Genomic DNA, 14,750 nt, shown 5'->3' with positions numbered 1-14,750 from the left:
GGCTGGCGTGCTTACGCACGATAAGGTATAATATTAAGGAGAAAATTTATTCTAGAAAAGAGGAACTGAACATGATAGGGAAATTGGGAAGAAATGATGCCTGCTGGTGTGGAAGCAATAAGAAATATAAAGCCTGCCATATGGCTTTCGATGAAAAAATAGAGGCATTTGCGCGGAAAGGACATATTGTGCCGCCGAGATTTATTCTCAAGAATGCAGAACAGATTGACGGGATCAGGGAGAGCGGAAAAATCAACATAGCGGTCCTTGATTACGTAGCAGAGCATATCAGAGAAGGGATGACCACAGAAGAGATTGACCGGCTTGTGTATGAAAAGACTGAGGAGCTTGGTGGAGTCCCTGCACCTCTTGGATATGAAGGGTTCCCAAAGAGTGTCTGCACATCCATCAATGAACAGGTATGCCACGGCATTCCTTCTGAGGATATCGTACTGCAGGACGGGGATATTATCAATGTCGATGTGTCTACGATTTACAAGGGGTATTTCTCTGATTCATCCAGAATGTTTTGTATTGGAAATGTAAGCGAAGAAAAAAGGAAGCTTGTGGATGTGACAAAGAAATGTGTAGAACTGGGACTTGAACAGGTGAAGCCATGGGGCTTTATGGGAGACATGGGCCAGGCAGTCCACGACCATGCCAAAGAAAACGGTTATACGGTAGTCCGTGAGATCGGCGGCCACGGCGTTGGACTGGAGTTCCATGAGGAACCTTTTGTCAGCTATGTGACAAAAAAAGGTACAGAGATGCTTTTGGTTCCGGGTATGGTCTTTACCATCGAACCTATGGTGAACATGGGTACAGATGAGGTTTACACCGACGGGGGAGATAACTGGAGTGTCTATACTGCCGACGGTCTTCCTTCTGCCCAGTGGGAGATTCAGGTCCTTGTGACGGAAACGGGGTACGAAGTTTTGGCATATTAGGAGGTGTCTGTTTGTCTGCATATGAATTGTTATTTAAAATACTGAAGGAACGGGGGAAGGTATTTTGTGCCACCATTGTCTCCGGACCGATGTCTGGAGAAAAATGCATTTACACAGAAAATGAAGTACACGGAAAACCTTTCTGGAACGACTTTATGCCGGATCTGCGGAGGATTGAACAGACGGAAACAGTCAGGATAGGGAAACGCGAAATTTTTGTGGAACTGTTTTTAAAAGCCCCCAGACTTTTGATCCTCGGCGGCGGGCATGTCTCACAGCCCGTCTGCCAGATCGGCAAAATACTGGGATTTGAAATTACTGTTGTGGATGACAGGAAAGAGTTTGTCACTGCAGAGCGTTTTCCGTGTGCGGATCATCTCTTGTGCTGCAGCTTTGACCGTCTGCCTGAGGAACTGTTTGAATATGAAAATACATTTTATGTGGCGGTGACCAGGGGGCATCAGGGGGATAGGGCCTGTGCAAGGGCAGTATTATCCCATCCCTTTGCATATTTTGGCATGATCGGCAGCCGTACAAAAGTACAGATTACAAAAAAGGCGCTGATGGAAGAAGGTTTTTCAGAAGAAAAGGTTGAGTCTATGCATTCTCCTATCGGACTTCCTTTGGGCGGACAGCTTCCTGAGGAAATCGCGATGAGCATTATGGCGGAGATTGTTCAGGAAAAGAACCGCCGCTATACCGGTTTTGCAGACATGGACGTGGCAGATGCGGTTCTTAAAGGACAGCACGGAGTTATGATGACGATCCTTTCGAAAAGCGGTTCATCCCCCAGGGGAATCGGCAGCAAGATGTTTTTAGGGGACAGCAGGCAGGCTGCTGCGGGAAGCATCGGGGGCGGCAATGTGGAATATACGGCATGCCGGGATGCCGGCCAGATATCAGATATGCAGGTGAAGGAATACGATCTCTCAGTAAAAGATGCCTCCAATCTTGGAATGGTGTGCGGCGGACATGTAAGAATTCTTTTTGAAAGGATTTAGTATATGAAGATTCACATGATCCTGCTGGCAGCAGGTTTCAGCAGCAGATTCGGTTCCAATAAGCTTTTATACCCGGTGGATGGGAAAGCCATGTTTCTTCATACAATGACTCTTATGGCAGAACTGGCAGAAGAACTTAAGGAAGCAGATGTATCCGTTGTGACCCGCTATCAGGAGATCTCGGATGAAGCAGAAAAGATGGGCATCCGATGTCTGATTAACAGTCACAGCGAACGGGGGATTTCTTCTTCCATGCAGATCGGACTGAAGGCAAATTTGGAGGATGAGGATTACTATGCCTTTTTTACAGCGGACCAGCCGAGTCTCAAAAAGGAAACGGTCAGGAAATTTCTCTGCCGTTTTTTAGAGAGCGGAAAAGGGATCGGGTGCGTTTCAGTGCAGGGTACAGCAAAAAATCCGTGTGTGTTCCACAGCTGCTATGCCCAAGAGCTGCTTTCCATACAAGGTGACCGCGGCGGCAAGCAGGTGGTAAATAGACATCCTGAAGATGTTTTCTTATATGAAATCAGGGAAGAGGAAGCAGAAGATATTGACACACCGGATAAAATGAAATGACATTCAGACCAAAAAGGGAAGCCAGGCAAAGATAGAAACTGCCTGGCTTCCCTTTTTGACCGCTTAAAGATCTAATTGGGCTTGGAAAATGTACAAGCTTCCGGCGGATTATCTCAGAAGAAGGAATTGGTTTTCCGGAAATCTGAGAAAAAGCGTATCTGTATTTTTTATTTTCTGTTCCTTCCATGTGCTTTTTGGAAGCTCAAAACGGAGATTTGTCCAATCACCGGCTTTTTGATTGGAACACTCTCTGAATAAAATAATCATGGAAAAGGTATCCTCAATGATTTCGGTAATGGTGCATTCCATAGTATTGGGAAGAGAACCGTCCGGCACAACAGTAAAATAGTGGGCGCGGAATCCGGCGTACTGAATATCTTTTGGAACCGGAATCTCTGAGTGTAAAGTGATATTCCAGTCAGAGGCAAAAAATGAGTGGTCATCCACATATTCAGCATGGGTCATGTTTTTGCAGCCGGTTAAAAATGCTGCTTCCAGGGATTCCGGGTTTTGGAACAGATCTTTTTTAGCCTGGACAGTCTTTAAGCGGCCGTCCCCCATGACGGCGATTCTGTCAGACATGCGGTAAACCTCATCCCGGTTATGGGAGACAAACAGGGCAGTGCCGGGGAAATCACGTATCGTGCTCCTGAGCTCCTGTTCCAGCTGCCATTTCAGGTAATCATCCAGAGCAGAAAAAGGCTCATCCAGCATAATCAGAGAGGGGCCGGAAGCGAGCATTCTGGCGAGGGCCGTGCGCTGCTGCTGGCCGCCGGACAGCTGTGCCGGGTAATGATCTTCAAGTCCTGTCAGGTAAAACTTTTCAATCCAGCTGCTTATGTCTTTGGTATTTTTGGGGTCCAGTCCGCAGGCGATATTTTCTTTCACCGTCATATGGGGAAACAGGGCATAATTTTGAAACAGATATCCGATGTTCCTCTCCCTTGTGGGCAGATTGATGCGCCTGCCGGAATCATATAAAACTCTTCCGTCCAGTACAATGCGTCCCCGGTCCGGTGTCTCAATTCCTGCAATGCATTTTAAGGTGAGGCTTTTTCCGCACCCTGAGGCGCCAAGAATGGAAAGAACTTCGTTGCCAGCCTCAAATTTTGTTTTCAGGCAGAACTCGGGGAAATGTTTTTCGATGTCTACATAAAGGCTCATTTTTTCCATCCTTTCCGGCGGGCTAAACGCACCTGGAACGACGTCCAGAAGTTCATGGCAATCATCATTATAAAAGAAAAACAAACGATAACGAGGACCCAGAGGTAAGCACTTTCCCGGTCGCCTGCCTGTACTGCCGTGTAAACGGCTACTGACATTGTCTGGGTTTTGCCGGGAATGTTGCCGGCGATCATTATGGTTGCGCCAAACTCGCCCAGGGCACGGGCAAAAGAAAGGATCGTCCCGGCCAGGATGCCGGGCCAGGCAATGGGAATGATGATTCGTCTGAATATTTTTCCTTCTGTCATGCCGAGAGTCCTGGCTGCATACAGGTATTCCGGGTCAATCTGTTCCAGTGCACCGCGGACTGTGCGGTACATCAGGGGAAATGAGACAACCGTGGAGGCGATGACAGCTCCCTGCCAGGAAAACACAAAGGAAAAACCAAACTGGGAAAATATCTGTCCGATCAGACTGTTTTTTCCGAAAATGAGCAGCAAAAAAAATCCTACAACGGTCGGAGGGAGGACTAAAGGCAGAGTAAACAGGCCGTCAATGACAGCCTGTCCATGTTTTAACTTTACCACTGCCCGGGCAGCACAGATGCCCAGGATGAATGTAAATATAGTAGCCATCATGGCCACTTTTAGTGAGATCCACAGAGGAGATAAATCCATCATTATTTTACCCTTTGAAAGCCGTAAGACTCAAACAGCTTCAGTATTTCATCGGTTTTCAAGTAATCTGCAAACTTTTGGGCCTGCTCCTGGTGCTTACTGTCCTTTAAAACGGCAACAGGGTAAATGACAGGATCGGCTGCCTTTTCAGGAGCCTCACAGACAACTTTAACATTATCGGATATCTTCGCATCTGTCATATAGACGACTCCGCAGTCTACCTCACCGCTTTCTACCCAGGTGAGGACCTGCCGGACATCGCTTCCATAGTTTGCTTTCTTTTTTATTTTATCCAATATTCCAAGTTTTTTAAAGACCCCTTCGGAATACTGTCCTACAGGAACTGATTTTGGTTCTCCCAGTGCCACTTTTTTGACGCTTGATTTGGCCAGATCCTCAAAAGATTTGATGGAAGTCTTGCTGTCTTTTGGAACGATCAGAACCAGTTTGTTTTCCAGCAGATCAGTACGCGATTTTTTATTGATCAGCCCTTTTTTTGAGAGGGCATCCATCTGTTTCTGAGCCGCTGACATAAAAATATCTGCCTCGGCACCTTCTTCGATCTGTGTCTGAAGTGCACCGGAACTTCCGTAAGAGAAATTGAGCTTTACATCCGGCTCTTTTTCTTTATATTTTTTAGCAATGTCTTTTGTCACATCCGTAAGGCTCGCAGCTGCGGAGACAGTCAGTGTGGTGGTTTTTTTCCCGCCTGTCTTTTTATCATTGGAAGTGCACCCGGACAGCAAAGCTGCGGAAAGAACTGCTGCGGCCAGCACAGCAAACATTTGTTTTTTCTTTTTCATAACATTTCCTCCTTTTTGATGATTCTACTTTACATGAAAAAATTCATTGATGTTATTTGAAAAGTAAATAGAAGGGAGAGGATTGTTTTGGAAATGGGTGGAAAGGATACAGATGGGCAGTATTAATAGAGAAAAACTATAAATGATGGAGAGGAGACAGATCATAGATTCAAATAACAGGGTAAATGCGGAGATTATTATGGATGAAAAATTAGAAAACCAGCTGAATCTTTCCTTGAGTTTAACACCTGAAGAGCGGGAAAAAAGCAGGGAGCTGGATGTGGGATATGACAGTGTACAGGATCTGTGGGAGCTGATCATCCGGTATATTGGAGATATCAGCGATCTGCCGGTGCCTGAAGGCGGCCGCCTGGAAGAACTGAGCAATGAGTATGCTGTGGTTTATCTGCCGGAAGAAGAGATTGATGCATTCTCCAGGCTGCCCCAAATTATTTATATGGAGAAGCCTAAAAGTCTTCTGCTCAGTGACCAGGCAGGGATTGCAGCGTCATGTATACTGTCTGTCAGGGAGGGAAGAAGCGGGCTGCACGGAGAAGGTGTTTACGTGGCCGTGATTGATACGGGTATTGATGTTTTTCATCCGGACTTTTTGAATGACCAGGGTGATACGGTGATCGAAGTGCTGTGGGATCAGACGATACCGGGGAATCCTCCGGAAGGTTTTTATGAGGGGAGTATTTACAGCAGAGAAGAGATCAACCGCGCATTAAAGGCACCGTCTGCCCAGGCAAGAGAGATTGTTCCAAGCAGGGACACCAACGGCCATGGAACTCATGTTGCATCGATTTGTGCAGGGAGGCAGGGGGTAGCCGACAGGTCTTCCCTGATTGTAGTAAAGCTTGGGAATACCACAGAACAGGGATTTCCCAAGACAACGCAGCTGATGACGGCCCTGGAGTATGTGATCCGGTATGCGGAGAGAAACCAAAAACCGGTCAGCATTAATTTAAGCTACGGAAATAATTACGGCGACCACCGGGGAAATTCCCTGCTTGAGACCTACATTGCCCAGATGGCGAACCAGTGGCAGACTGCCATCTGCATCGGTACCGGAAACGAAGGAGATTCGGGAAGACACAGACAAGGCTGTTTAAGACAGCCGGAAGAAGTGATATTTGCGGTGGCTCCTTATGAACAAAGCCTGAATCTTCAGCTTTGGAAGAATTATGTGGATGTATTCAGGATCTGGCTTACAAGTCCTTCGGGAGAGCGCCGGGAGATACTGGACCAGACAGGAAGGACCGACTACCGCTATGGATCCACGACGGTTTATGTCTATTATGGTTCTCCCACACCGTACAACCGTCTGCAGGAAATTTATTTTTCGTTTGTACCCCAGAGGGAAGAAATTGAGAGCGGACAGTGGCTGCTTTATATGGAACCAGTGCAGGTGGTGAGAGGGGATTACTATATGTGGCTGCCCGTGTCTTCAGGAACAAATGAGGGAACCAGATTTCTGGAGCCAAGCCTGGATCTGACACTGACAATTCCATCTACGGCAAGGAGTGTGATTTCGGTTGGTGCTTATGATGCGTATAATAATTCGTATGCCTCATTCTCCGGCAGGGGAGATTTGAATATTTGTATGGAAAAACCCGATCTCACAGCTCCGGGTGTGGGAATCCTGGGGGCAAGTCCGGGCGGGGGAAATACAAGAATGAGCGGAACATCCATGGCTACCCCATTTGTGACCGGCAGCGCTGCTCTCTTAATGGAGTGGGGAATTATAAAAGGAAATGATCCTTTTTTATACGGCGAGAAGATCAAAGCATATCTGCAGAAGGGGGCCAGGGAGATGCCGGGATTTACGGAATATCCAAATTCGCAGGTGGGGTACGGAAAACTTTGTGTGAGGGACAGCCTGCCTGACTAAAGAGCAGGCCTCTTGACAGAGCAGCAGGCCTTATGGTATTCTAACTCTGCTTCAAAAAGCTATATGTTTTTCTGTTTCTGATTTGATAAACAGAAAAACATATAGCTTTTCATTTTTATATAGGAAAGTTCTTTGAACCTCCCTATGTAATAAAAAGGCGCTCCGTGCGGGATGCGCACAAATGCGAAAGGAATGACTATGAATACTTCTTTAAATCCTATGGGTACAAAAAAGGTATTTCCTCTTTTGATCTCCATGGCAGTTCCTCCGATGGTGTCCATGCTGATCCAGTCTCTCTATAATATCGTAGACAGCATGTTTGCGGCCAGACTGGGAGTGAATGCCATTACGGCCATATCACTGGCTTATCCACTGCAGAATCTGATCTTATCTGTGGGAGTCGGCCTTGGTGTGGGCATTAACGCATGTATAGCCATGAGCCACGGCACAGGGGATACCAAAAAGGCAGACCGGGCTGCAGCTCACGGGCTGGTGCTGGCAGGAATACATGCTTTGCTGTTTATTGCGGCAGGCCTTCTCGGCATCCGTGCTTATCTGGGCATGTTTACAAAGGATCCGGAAGTTCTGGCACTGAGCAGCCAATATACATATATTGTGGTGCTTCTGTCTGCAGGCTCTCTTGTCCATGTGGCAATAGAAAAGATTTTCCAGGCTATGGGAAATATGAAAATCCCCATGATTCTTCAGGCTATGGGGGCTTTAATCAACATCATATTAGACCCTTTCTTTATTTTTGGATGGGGTTTCTTTCCCAGACTGGGAGTGGCCGGGGCGGCAATCGCCACAGTCATCGGACAGTGGAGTGCCTGTCTTTTGGCTGTGTTTCTGCTGTTTCGGAGAAAACATTTCATCCATATCAGATTCCGGGGATTTTCCTTTGATAAAGAATTGCTGAAAAGAATCTATATGGTTGCGGTTCCTTCTGCCATCACGATGTCTCTGCCTTCTATCCTGATTTCCATCTTAAATGGAATTCTGGCAGGTATTTCAGAGGTAGGGATCGCTGTCTTAGGGATCTATTTTAAGGTGCAGACCTTTATTTATATGCCGTCCAACGGGCTGATTCAGGGGATGAGGCCGATCATCAGCTATAATTACGGTGCCGGGCAGCACCAGAGGGTAAAAGAGACCATCCGTTTCAGCCTGCTGGTGACAGGCGGTATCATGGCTGCGGGAACTGCTTTGTTCTGTCTTCTGCCTGCACAGATCATGGGATTGTTCCATGCAGGAGGAGACCTGATGGAAATGGGGGTTATGGCTTTCAGAATTATCAGTATTGGTTTCATATTTTCAGCAGTGGGAGTGGTATTTTCCGGTGTCTTTGAGGCACTGGGAAAAGGAACGGCATCTTTGGCTGTTTCTACTCTGAGACAGTTTTTTATCATTCCGGTCTTATCTCTCCTTCTGGTGTCCAGGCTGGGAGCCAATGGAATCTGGATTTCTTTCCCTGTGGCTGAGACAGCGGCAGCTCTGGCTGCCCTGTTATTGTACAGAAAGCACCAGAGAAGAAAGCAGACAGTTTAAAAACTCACATTTTCCTTAAGATGACAATTTGAGATGAATTTTTGCGTATGTTGTGTTAAAATCATAATGACTTGAAGTGTAAAGGAGAATTTAAATGGATAAAAAGTTAAAGGCAGTCCTGATTGCAGTGCTGGTTGTTGTGATCGGCGGGGCAGGATTTCTTGGATATGAGTATGTAACCCAGAAACTTTCAGGGAATGAAGGAATTGAGTATCTCACCAAAGGCGAATACCAGAAGGCATATGAAGCATTTCAGAAAGCGGCCGGCAAAAAGACGCTGGTGTGGACGAGCCAGAAAAATGACGTGATGTTCTATCAGGCAGAATCCCTGTATCAGCTGAAACGGTACAAAGATGCCATTGAGGTTTACGATCAGATTATTAAAAAAAAGCCTCAGGGAAGAGCGTATGAGTGGAAAGCTCTCTGTTACGCAGGACTTGGACAGGAGGAACAGGCTGTTAAGGTATGTGATGAAGGCATCGCCGCCCTTCCTTCTGAGGGAGAGAGCTATTACGCAAAGTATGGCATCCTGGCAAAACAAAAGAAGTATGATCAGGCACTTGCTGTTGTGAACAAAGCACTGGAGCAGAAGGTCACAACGAGGAAAAAGGAGCTGATGTTTGCAAGGATCAGCCTGTATGAGTCAAAGTTTGATTTTAAGACAGCGTATAAGTATGCAAAAGAGTATGTAAAAGCTTACCCGAACGATGAAAAAGGAAAGAAAGAAGCTACATTTTTAGAGACAAGATAAAAAGAGCGTGTGCTCCCGCAGGGCACACGTTCTTTTTTTATTGCATAGGGAAACTATTTGCCTTTGGCATTTTAGTATTGTGCAGATTTGACAGATTTCATAGAATAAATTTGTGCGAAATAAAGTTTTGTTTCTTAGATAAATCTATTGACAAAATAAAGTTTTATGGTTAAAATATAAACATAAAATAAAGTTTCACATAATTTTAAGAAACAAAATAAAGTTACTTTAAAGGAGGAAATGTATGAAACTGATCATCGCTGCCCACGGGCAACTGGCACAGGAAGTGGTCAATTCAGCCAACATGGTATTCGGAGGAATTGAGAATGCCGAAGCTGTTACCTTCGTTCCGGGGGAAAATGCAGACGACCTGAAGCGAAAGTATCAAGAACATATGGCTGAAGGGGAAGATGTCCTGTTCCTGGTAGATTTATTTGGGGGAAGTCCTTATAATGCAGCATTTCAGATTGCAGCAGAGATGGAAAACACAGATGTGATTTCCGGGCTGAGCCTGCCGATGCTCCTTGATGTGGTTGGCATCAGAGAGACCTGGGAAGGAATCCGTCCATGGGAAGTGTATGAGAAACTCGGAAAAGACACTTACATAAAATCATGTAAAACTCTGTTAAACCAAAAGAACGAGGAAGAAGAGGAGGATGAGTTATAATGAAAATCAATTTATGCAGAATCGATGACAGACTGATACACGGTCAGGTGGCAACTGTCTGGGCTAAGGAAGCAAATGCGGAAAGAATCATTGTATGCAGCGATGAGGTGGCAAAGGATGATATCAGAAAGACCTTGCTTTTACAGGTGGGGCCTCCGGGAATCAAAGTCAGCGTAGTAGACATCGCAAAAGCAATCCGCGTCTATAACAATCCGAAATATGAAAATGACACGGTATTTCTTTTATTCACATGTCCGCAGGATGTATTAAGGATGATTGAAGGCGGAGTTCCGATCACAAGTGTAAACATCGGGGGAATGGCATTTAAGACCGGAAAAGAACAGATCACCAAGGCTGTGTCTGTAGATGAAAGTGACAAGGAAGCATTCCGCAGAATGCACGAGCTTGGGGTGGAATTAGAAATCCGTCCGGTAGCGACAGATAACAAAATCGACTTAATGACAAAAATCTGATAGAGGAAAAGAAAGGGAGGAACTATTATGGGATTATCAGGAATTCAAATTGTATTGCTGTTTATCGTATCATGTATTGTAGGAATGGGAAGCGTACTGGATTCATTCCAGACACACAGACCGCTGATCGCATGTACTTTAGTCGGAATCATCCTCGGTGATGTAAAGACAGGAATCATGCTTGGAGGAACACTTGAAATGATCGCACTTGGATGGATGAACATCGGAGCAGCACAGTCTCCGGACTCTGCGCTTGCCAGTGTTATTTCCACCATTCTGGTCATCGTTGGAAACCAGTCTGTATCTGCAGGTATTGCTATTGCACTTCCGGTAGCTGTTGCAGGACAGGTACTCACCGTATTGGCAAGAACTGTTACAATCTTCTTCCAGCATGCTGCAGATAAGTATGCAGAAGATGCAAACTTCAGGATGATTGATATCTGCCATATCACTGCACTGGCAGTACAGGCACTTCGTGTTGCGATCCCTTGTCTTTTAGTATCAATGGTCGTAAATCCTTCCGGAGTCCAGAACATGCTGAACATGATTCCGGACGTAATTACCACAGGACTTTCTGTAGCCGGCGGTTTCATCGTTGTTGTAGGATATGCCATGGTATTAAACATGATGGGAGCAAAATATCTCATGCCGTTTTTCTTCTTAGGATTCGTCATTGCGGCATTCACAGACTTTAACTTAGTTGCATTTGGTATCATGGGTATTGTATTCGGGCTTATTTACATACAGTTAAATCCTAAATTTAATATGCCGAAAGCAGCTGTGGCAGCCGCAGCTCCGGCAGGCGGGGCATCAATGGATGCAGACCTGGATGACGATTTAGACGACGAATTGGATTAAGAAAAGGGAGGAAACAAGATATGAGTGAAGAAATCAAAAACACACAAAATACATTGACAAAAAAAGACCGCATCAACATGTTTTTAAGAAGTAACTTCCAGCAGGCATCTTTCAACTTTGAGAGGATTCATGCTCTTGGTTTTGCATTCGATATGGTGCCGGCAATCAAACGCCTCTACCATACAAAAGAGGAGCAGTCAGAAGCATTAAAGCGCCATATGACATTCTTTAATGTAACTCCGGGATGTGCCGGACCGGTAATCGGCGTGACTGCGGCTCTGGAAGAAACAAAAGCCAACGGAGCGGACATTGATGAGGGAACTATCGGAAGTATTAAGATTGGTTTAATGGGGCCTTTATGCGGAGTCGGCGATCCGATCTTCTGGGGTACCCTGCGTCCGATCACAGCAGCTATCGGTGCATCTATGGCATTGACAGGAAATGTTTTAGGGCCTCTTTTATTCTTTGTGCTGTTTAATGCAGTTCGTCTGGCCGCTTTATATTTCGGATTGGAATTCGGTTATAAAAAAGGTCTTGATTTGGTAAAGAATCTTGCAGGCAACATGCTTCAGAAAGTGACAGAATGTGCATCAATCCTTGGACTGTTCGTCATGGGAGCACTTGTTTCCAAATGGACTACCATCAATGTGCCTTTGGTTGTCTCTAAAGTTACTGCAAACGGTAAAACGACCATCACAACGGTACAGAATATTTTAGACCAGTTACTGCCGGGGCTGCTTGGACTTGTATTGACCTTAGTAGTCTGCCGTCTGTTAAAGAAAAACATCAGTCCGATCCTGATCATCTTCATCTTATTTGCAGTTGGTATCATCGGTTATGGATTGGGTATTTTAGGAGCGTAAAGATTCTCTGGGAGGAGTGAAGAATGAAGACAAAAGCAGTGAGACTGTATGGACAGGAAGATATCAGACTGGAAGAATTTGAACTTCCTCCGATCAAAGAAGATGAGATTCTTGCGGAGGTAGTGACAGACAGTCTTTGTATGTCCAGCTATAAGGCGGCCATACAGGGAGAAAAACATAAAAAGGTGCCGGAAGACATCAAAGAAAATCCAATTATTCTGGGACATGAATTCTGCGGGGTAATTCTCGAAGTAGGAGAAAAGTGGAAAGACCAGTATCAGGCAGGAGACAAATTTGTTATCCAGCCCAATATCGGGACGAAAAACGGCTATGCGCCGGGGTATTCCTATCCTTATGTGGGCGGTGACGCCACAAAGATCGTACTGATGAATCAAATCATGGAAAACGGTTCTCTTTTAAAATACAACGGTGAGTCCTTCTTTGAAGGCTCACTGGTGGAACCGCTTTCATGTGTAGTCGGAGCATTTAATGCCCAGTATCATCATAAAAAAATGTACAGCTACGATCATGTGATGGGAATCAAAGAAGGCGGAAATCTGGCAATCTTAGGGGCCACCGGCCCTATGGGATTTTTAGCGATTGATTTTGCCCTGCACGGACCGAAAAAACCGGGTACGCTGGTTGTTACCGGAAGAACAGAATCCAAGCTGGATCTGGCAAGAAAGCTGTACACAGAGGAAGAGGCGCAGCGCCAGGGAGTGAAGCTTATCTATGTCAATACAAGACAGATGGAAGATTTCAGTGTTCCGATTCGGGAGATGACAGAAGACCACCGCGGATTTGACGATGTTTTTGTTTTTGCACCGAACGAACAGATGGTGACCCAGGGAGAAAAGCTGCTGGCATTTGACGGCTGCCTGAATTTCTTCTCAGGACCTGCAGACACAGCGTTTACAGCACCGGTTAACTTCTATAATGTGCACTACAATTCCACACATTTTATCGGTACAAGCGGCGGAAATACGGACGATATGAAACAGTCTATTGAACTGATCGAAAACAAAACCGTCAATGTGGCAAAGATCGCAACCCATATTCTGGGGCTTGACCATGTGGCAGAGACTACAAAACAGCTTCCCAAGCTCAGCGGAGGGAAAAAGGTTGTCTATACACACAGGGAATTCCCGCTGACACAAGTTGACAACCTGAACGAAATAAGTGACAATAAAATAATAGAAGGACTCCGTCCGATTCTTGAAAAGCACGGTCACTTATGGAGCGCAGAAGCAGAGGCATATTTTTTAGAAAACGCTCCAGAGATTTGAAAGGGAGAGTTTTATGGCAAAGGAAGCAACGGTAAGGAATCAGATATTTTCCGCGTATGACAGTTTGTTTGATGCCGAAAAGAAGGTCGCTGATTATCTGATGAATCATCAGGAAAAGGCTATTGAGATGTCAGTGTCAGAACTGGCTGCGGCATGTGAAGCAAGCCAGGCTACGATTGTCCGGTTTTGCAAGAAGATCGGATGCAATGGTTATCACCATCTGAAGATCAAGATGGCAAAGGAAATGCGGGAACAGGATGATCATGAGTTTTCCAATGAGATCAGCATAGACAATATTGAACAGTCTCTGAAAAATATTATGGCCAGCAAGATGGAAGAACTGAAGGAGACACTGAGCAGCATTGACGGAAAGATGCTCAGGAGGATCATAGACCTGATCCTGAATGCCAATGTGGTGGAGTTTACCGCTATGGGAAATACGATTCCGGTGGCGCTGGACGGATCTTATAAGTTTAACCAGCTTGGTATCCCGGCAGTCAGTTCTACCATATGGGAAACCCAGGAGGCCTATGCCAGGACTATGAGAAAAGGCGACGTTATGATAGCAATCTCTGCATCCGGAGCTTCCAGGCATCTGCTGAATATGGCCAACATTGCAAAAGAAAACGGAGTAGAAGTTGTCGCCATCACAAATCAGGCCAAATCCCCGCTGGCAGAGGCCAGTGATTATACACTTGTAACAGCAACGAGAGAGCAGGTGTTCCACGATCAGGTCAGTTTTACGAGAATGGCAGCAATGGCAGTAATTGACAGTCTTTTTTTGCTGCTCTTTTCAACGAAATGGGATTCTTTTAAGAATCTGTCAGAACACGAACAATCAGTGGCAGAAGATAAAATATGAGTTTTTCTCTGTTATCAGCAGCCGGCTCTGGAAAGATCTGAAGTCCGCCGTTATCTGCCCTGAGATATAAAATGAAGAATCAATAAAATTAGGTTTAATGGCTTTTAAATGGAGGGCTTTTAATATGAATGAATCATGGTTAGGACTTAACGGCAGGACCGTCATCGTAACCGGAGGGGCATCCGGAATCGGAAAGGCAGTAGCCCAGGAATTTTTAAACGTTGGCTGCAATGTGGTTGTCTCTGATATGGCACCGGAAGTGCCGGAGTTTGATACGGCAAACGGAAAGTTCCATTATGTGAAGACGGATGTGACCAGCGCCAAAGATGTGGATGCCATGGTAAAAGAAACAGTGGATACATTCGGCACGGTGGATGTGTTAG

At 45.6% G+C, this 14,750-nt stretch carries 16 protein-coding genes; 13 read left to right on the top strand and 3 right to left on the bottom strand.

What is annotated here, in order from left to right; all coding sequences use genetic code 11:
* The first annotated feature begins 71 nt into the window (after positions 1-71).
* From KH180_RS05075 to KH180_RS05065, 3 genes are read left to right on the top strand one after another with little or no spacing between them, the layout of a single operon-like run.
* On the top strand, positions 72-947 hold the full coding sequence (locus KH180_RS05075) for a methionyl aminopeptidase (RefSeq protein WP_290757291.1): 876 nt from the start codon (positions 72-74) through the stop codon (positions 945-947).
* 11 nt (positions 948-958) lie between these two features.
* Entirely contained in the window at positions 959-1,948 is a 990-nt protein-coding gene (locus tag KH180_RS05070; protein ID WP_290757288.1) for an XdhC family protein, read from the top strand.
* Positions 1,949-1,951: 3 nt separating this feature from the next.
* Positions 1,952-2,524 carry a nucleotidyltransferase family protein gene (locus KH180_RS05065; protein WP_290757285.1) on the top strand — a complete coding sequence of 191 codons (573 nt, stop codon included), beginning with the start codon at positions 1,952-1,954 and terminating at the stop codon, positions 2,522-2,524.
* 108 nt (positions 2,525-2,632) lie between these two features.
* Here the strand turns inward: KH180_RS05065 and KH180_RS05060 are convergent, their stop codons facing one another.
* Genes KH180_RS05060 through modA form a run of 3 tightly spaced genes read right to left on the bottom strand, consistent with a single transcriptional unit; the run spans position 2,633 to position 5,168 of the window.
* The gene (locus tag KH180_RS05060) at positions 2,633-3,688 is read right to left on the bottom strand and encodes a sulfate/molybdate ABC transporter ATP-binding protein (RefSeq protein WP_290757282.1); all 1,056 of its coding nucleotides are present in this window, start codon (positions 3,686-3,688) and stop codon (positions 2,633-2,635) included.
* Complete coding sequence (modB, locus tag KH180_RS05055) at positions 3,685-4,368, bottom strand: molybdate ABC transporter permease subunit (RefSeq protein WP_330624411.1); 684 nt, start codon at positions 4,366-4,368, stop codon at positions 3,685-3,687. The genes KH180_RS05060 and modB overlap by 4 nt, the downstream gene beginning before the upstream one ends.
* The gene (modA, locus tag KH180_RS05050; protein ID WP_290757279.1) at positions 4,368-5,168 is read right to left on the bottom strand and encodes a molybdate ABC transporter substrate-binding protein; all 801 of its coding nucleotides are present in this window, start codon (positions 5,166-5,168) and stop codon (positions 4,368-4,370) included. The genes modB and modA overlap by 1 nt, the downstream gene beginning before the upstream one ends.
* A 199-nt stretch (positions 5,169-5,367) precedes the next feature.
* Between modA and KH180_RS05045 the strand changes: the two genes are divergently transcribed.
* The 10 genes from KH180_RS05045 to KH180_RS05000 all read left to right on the top strand — a co-directional run.
* Positions 5,368-7,062, top strand: a complete 1,695-nt coding sequence (locus KH180_RS05045; protein ID WP_290757276.1) for a S8 family peptidase — start codon at positions 5,368-5,370, stop codon at positions 7,060-7,062.
* Positions 7,063-7,260: 198 nt separating this feature from the next.
* Entirely contained in the window at positions 7,261-8,607 is a 1,347-nt protein-coding gene (locus KH180_RS05040) for an MATE family efflux transporter (RefSeq protein WP_290757274.1), read from the top strand.
* 94 nt (positions 8,608-8,701) lie between these two features.
* On the top strand, positions 8,702-9,358 hold the full coding sequence (locus KH180_RS05035; RefSeq protein ID WP_290757272.1) for a tetratricopeptide repeat protein: 657 nt from the start codon (positions 8,702-8,704) through the stop codon (positions 9,356-9,358).
* Between the two features lie 244 nt (positions 9,359-9,602).
* Complete coding sequence (locus KH180_RS05030; protein ID WP_290757270.1) at positions 9,603-10,025, top strand: PTS sugar transporter subunit IIA; 423 nt, start codon at positions 9,603-9,605, stop codon at positions 10,023-10,025.
* Positions 10,025-10,498, top strand: coding sequence for a mannose/fructose/sorbose PTS transporter subunit IIB (locus tag KH180_RS05025; RefSeq protein ID WP_290757268.1), 474 nt, complete (start codon positions 10,025-10,027; stop codon positions 10,496-10,498). Before KH180_RS05030 ends, KH180_RS05025 begins: the two co-directional genes overlap by 1 nt.
* Before the next feature lie 27 nt (positions 10,499-10,525).
* Positions 10,526-11,356, top strand: coding sequence for a PTS mannose/fructose/sorbose transporter subunit IIC (locus KH180_RS05020; RefSeq protein ID WP_290757265.1), 831 nt, complete (start codon positions 10,526-10,528; stop codon positions 11,354-11,356).
* 20 nt (positions 11,357-11,376) lie between these two features.
* Positions 11,377-12,219, top strand: a complete 843-nt coding sequence (locus KH180_RS05015; protein WP_290757263.1) for a PTS system mannose/fructose/sorbose family transporter subunit IID — start codon at positions 11,377-11,379, stop codon at positions 12,217-12,219.
* A gap of 23 nt (positions 12,220-12,242) precedes the next feature.
* A complete protein-coding gene (locus KH180_RS05010) occupies positions 12,243-13,505 on the top strand; it encodes a zinc-binding dehydrogenase (RefSeq protein ID WP_290757260.1) in 1,263 nt (420 codons plus the stop codon).
* Between the two features lie 13 nt (positions 13,506-13,518).
* Positions 13,519-14,367, top strand: coding sequence for a MurR/RpiR family transcriptional regulator (locus tag KH180_RS05005; protein WP_290757257.1), 849 nt, complete (start codon positions 13,519-13,521; stop codon positions 14,365-14,367).
* Between the two features lie 124 nt (positions 14,368-14,491).
* Positions 14,492-14,750, top strand: a 259-nt coding sequence (locus KH180_RS05000) for an SDR family NAD(P)-dependent oxidoreductase (RefSeq protein ID WP_290757254.1), incomplete at its 3' end; no start/stop codon positions are given.

Source organism: Anaerostipes sp., from assembly GCF_018381315.1.
In the GTDB taxonomy this organism is placed as follows: domain Bacteria; phylum Bacillota; class Clostridia; order Lachnospirales; family Lachnospiraceae; genus Anaerostipes.
This window is presented reverse-complemented; position numbering and strand designations above follow the sequence as displayed.

Excerpts from the sequence above, each read along its gene's own strand:
- KH180_RS05030 (WP_290757270.1), top strand. The coding sequence starts at position 9,603 with ATGAAACTGATCATCGCTGCCCACGGGCAACTGGCACAGGAAGTGGTC.
- KH180_RS05075 (WP_290757291.1), top strand. The coding sequence starts at position 72 with ATGATAGGGAAATTGGGAAGAAATGATGCCTGCTGGTGTGGAAGCAAT.
- KH180_RS05065 (WP_290757285.1), top strand. The coding sequence starts at position 1,952 with ATGAAGATTCACATGATCCTGCTGGCAGCAGGTTTCAGCAGCAGATTC.
- modA (WP_290757279.1), bottom strand. The coding sequence starts at position 5,168 with ATGAAAAAGAAAAAACAAATGTTTGCTGTGCTGGCCGCAGCAGTTCTT.
- KH180_RS05005 (WP_290757257.1), top strand. The coding sequence starts at position 13,519 with ATGGCAAAGGAAGCAACGGTAAGGAATCAGATATTTTCCGCGTATGAC.
- KH180_RS05060 (WP_290757282.1), bottom strand. The coding sequence starts at position 3,688 with ATGAGCCTTTATGTAGACATCGAAAAACATTTCCCCGAGTTCTGCCTG.
- KH180_RS05040 (WP_290757274.1), top strand. The coding sequence starts at position 7,261 with ATGAATACTTCTTTAAATCCTATGGGTACAAAAAAGGTATTTCCTCTT.
- KH180_RS05010 (WP_290757260.1), top strand. The coding sequence starts at position 12,243 with ATGAAGACAAAAGCAGTGAGACTGTATGGACAGGAAGATATCAGACTG.
- KH180_RS05025 (WP_290757268.1), top strand. The coding sequence starts at position 10,025 with ATGAAAATCAATTTATGCAGAATCGATGACAGACTGATACACGGTCAG.
- KH180_RS05020 (WP_290757265.1), top strand. The coding sequence starts at position 10,526 with ATGGGATTATCAGGAATTCAAATTGTATTGCTGTTTATCGTATCATGT.
- KH180_RS05015 (WP_290757263.1), top strand. The coding sequence starts at position 11,377 with ATGAGTGAAGAAATCAAAAACACACAAAATACATTGACAAAAAAAGAC.
- modB (WP_330624411.1), bottom strand. The coding sequence starts at position 4,368 with ATGATGGATTTATCTCCTCTGTGGATCTCACTAAAAGTGGCCATGATG.
- KH180_RS05035 (WP_290757272.1), top strand. The coding sequence starts at position 8,702 with ATGGATAAAAAGTTAAAGGCAGTCCTGATTGCAGTGCTGGTTGTTGTG.
- KH180_RS05045 (WP_290757276.1), top strand. The coding sequence starts at position 5,368 with ATGGATGAAAAATTAGAAAACCAGCTGAATCTTTCCTTGAGTTTAACA.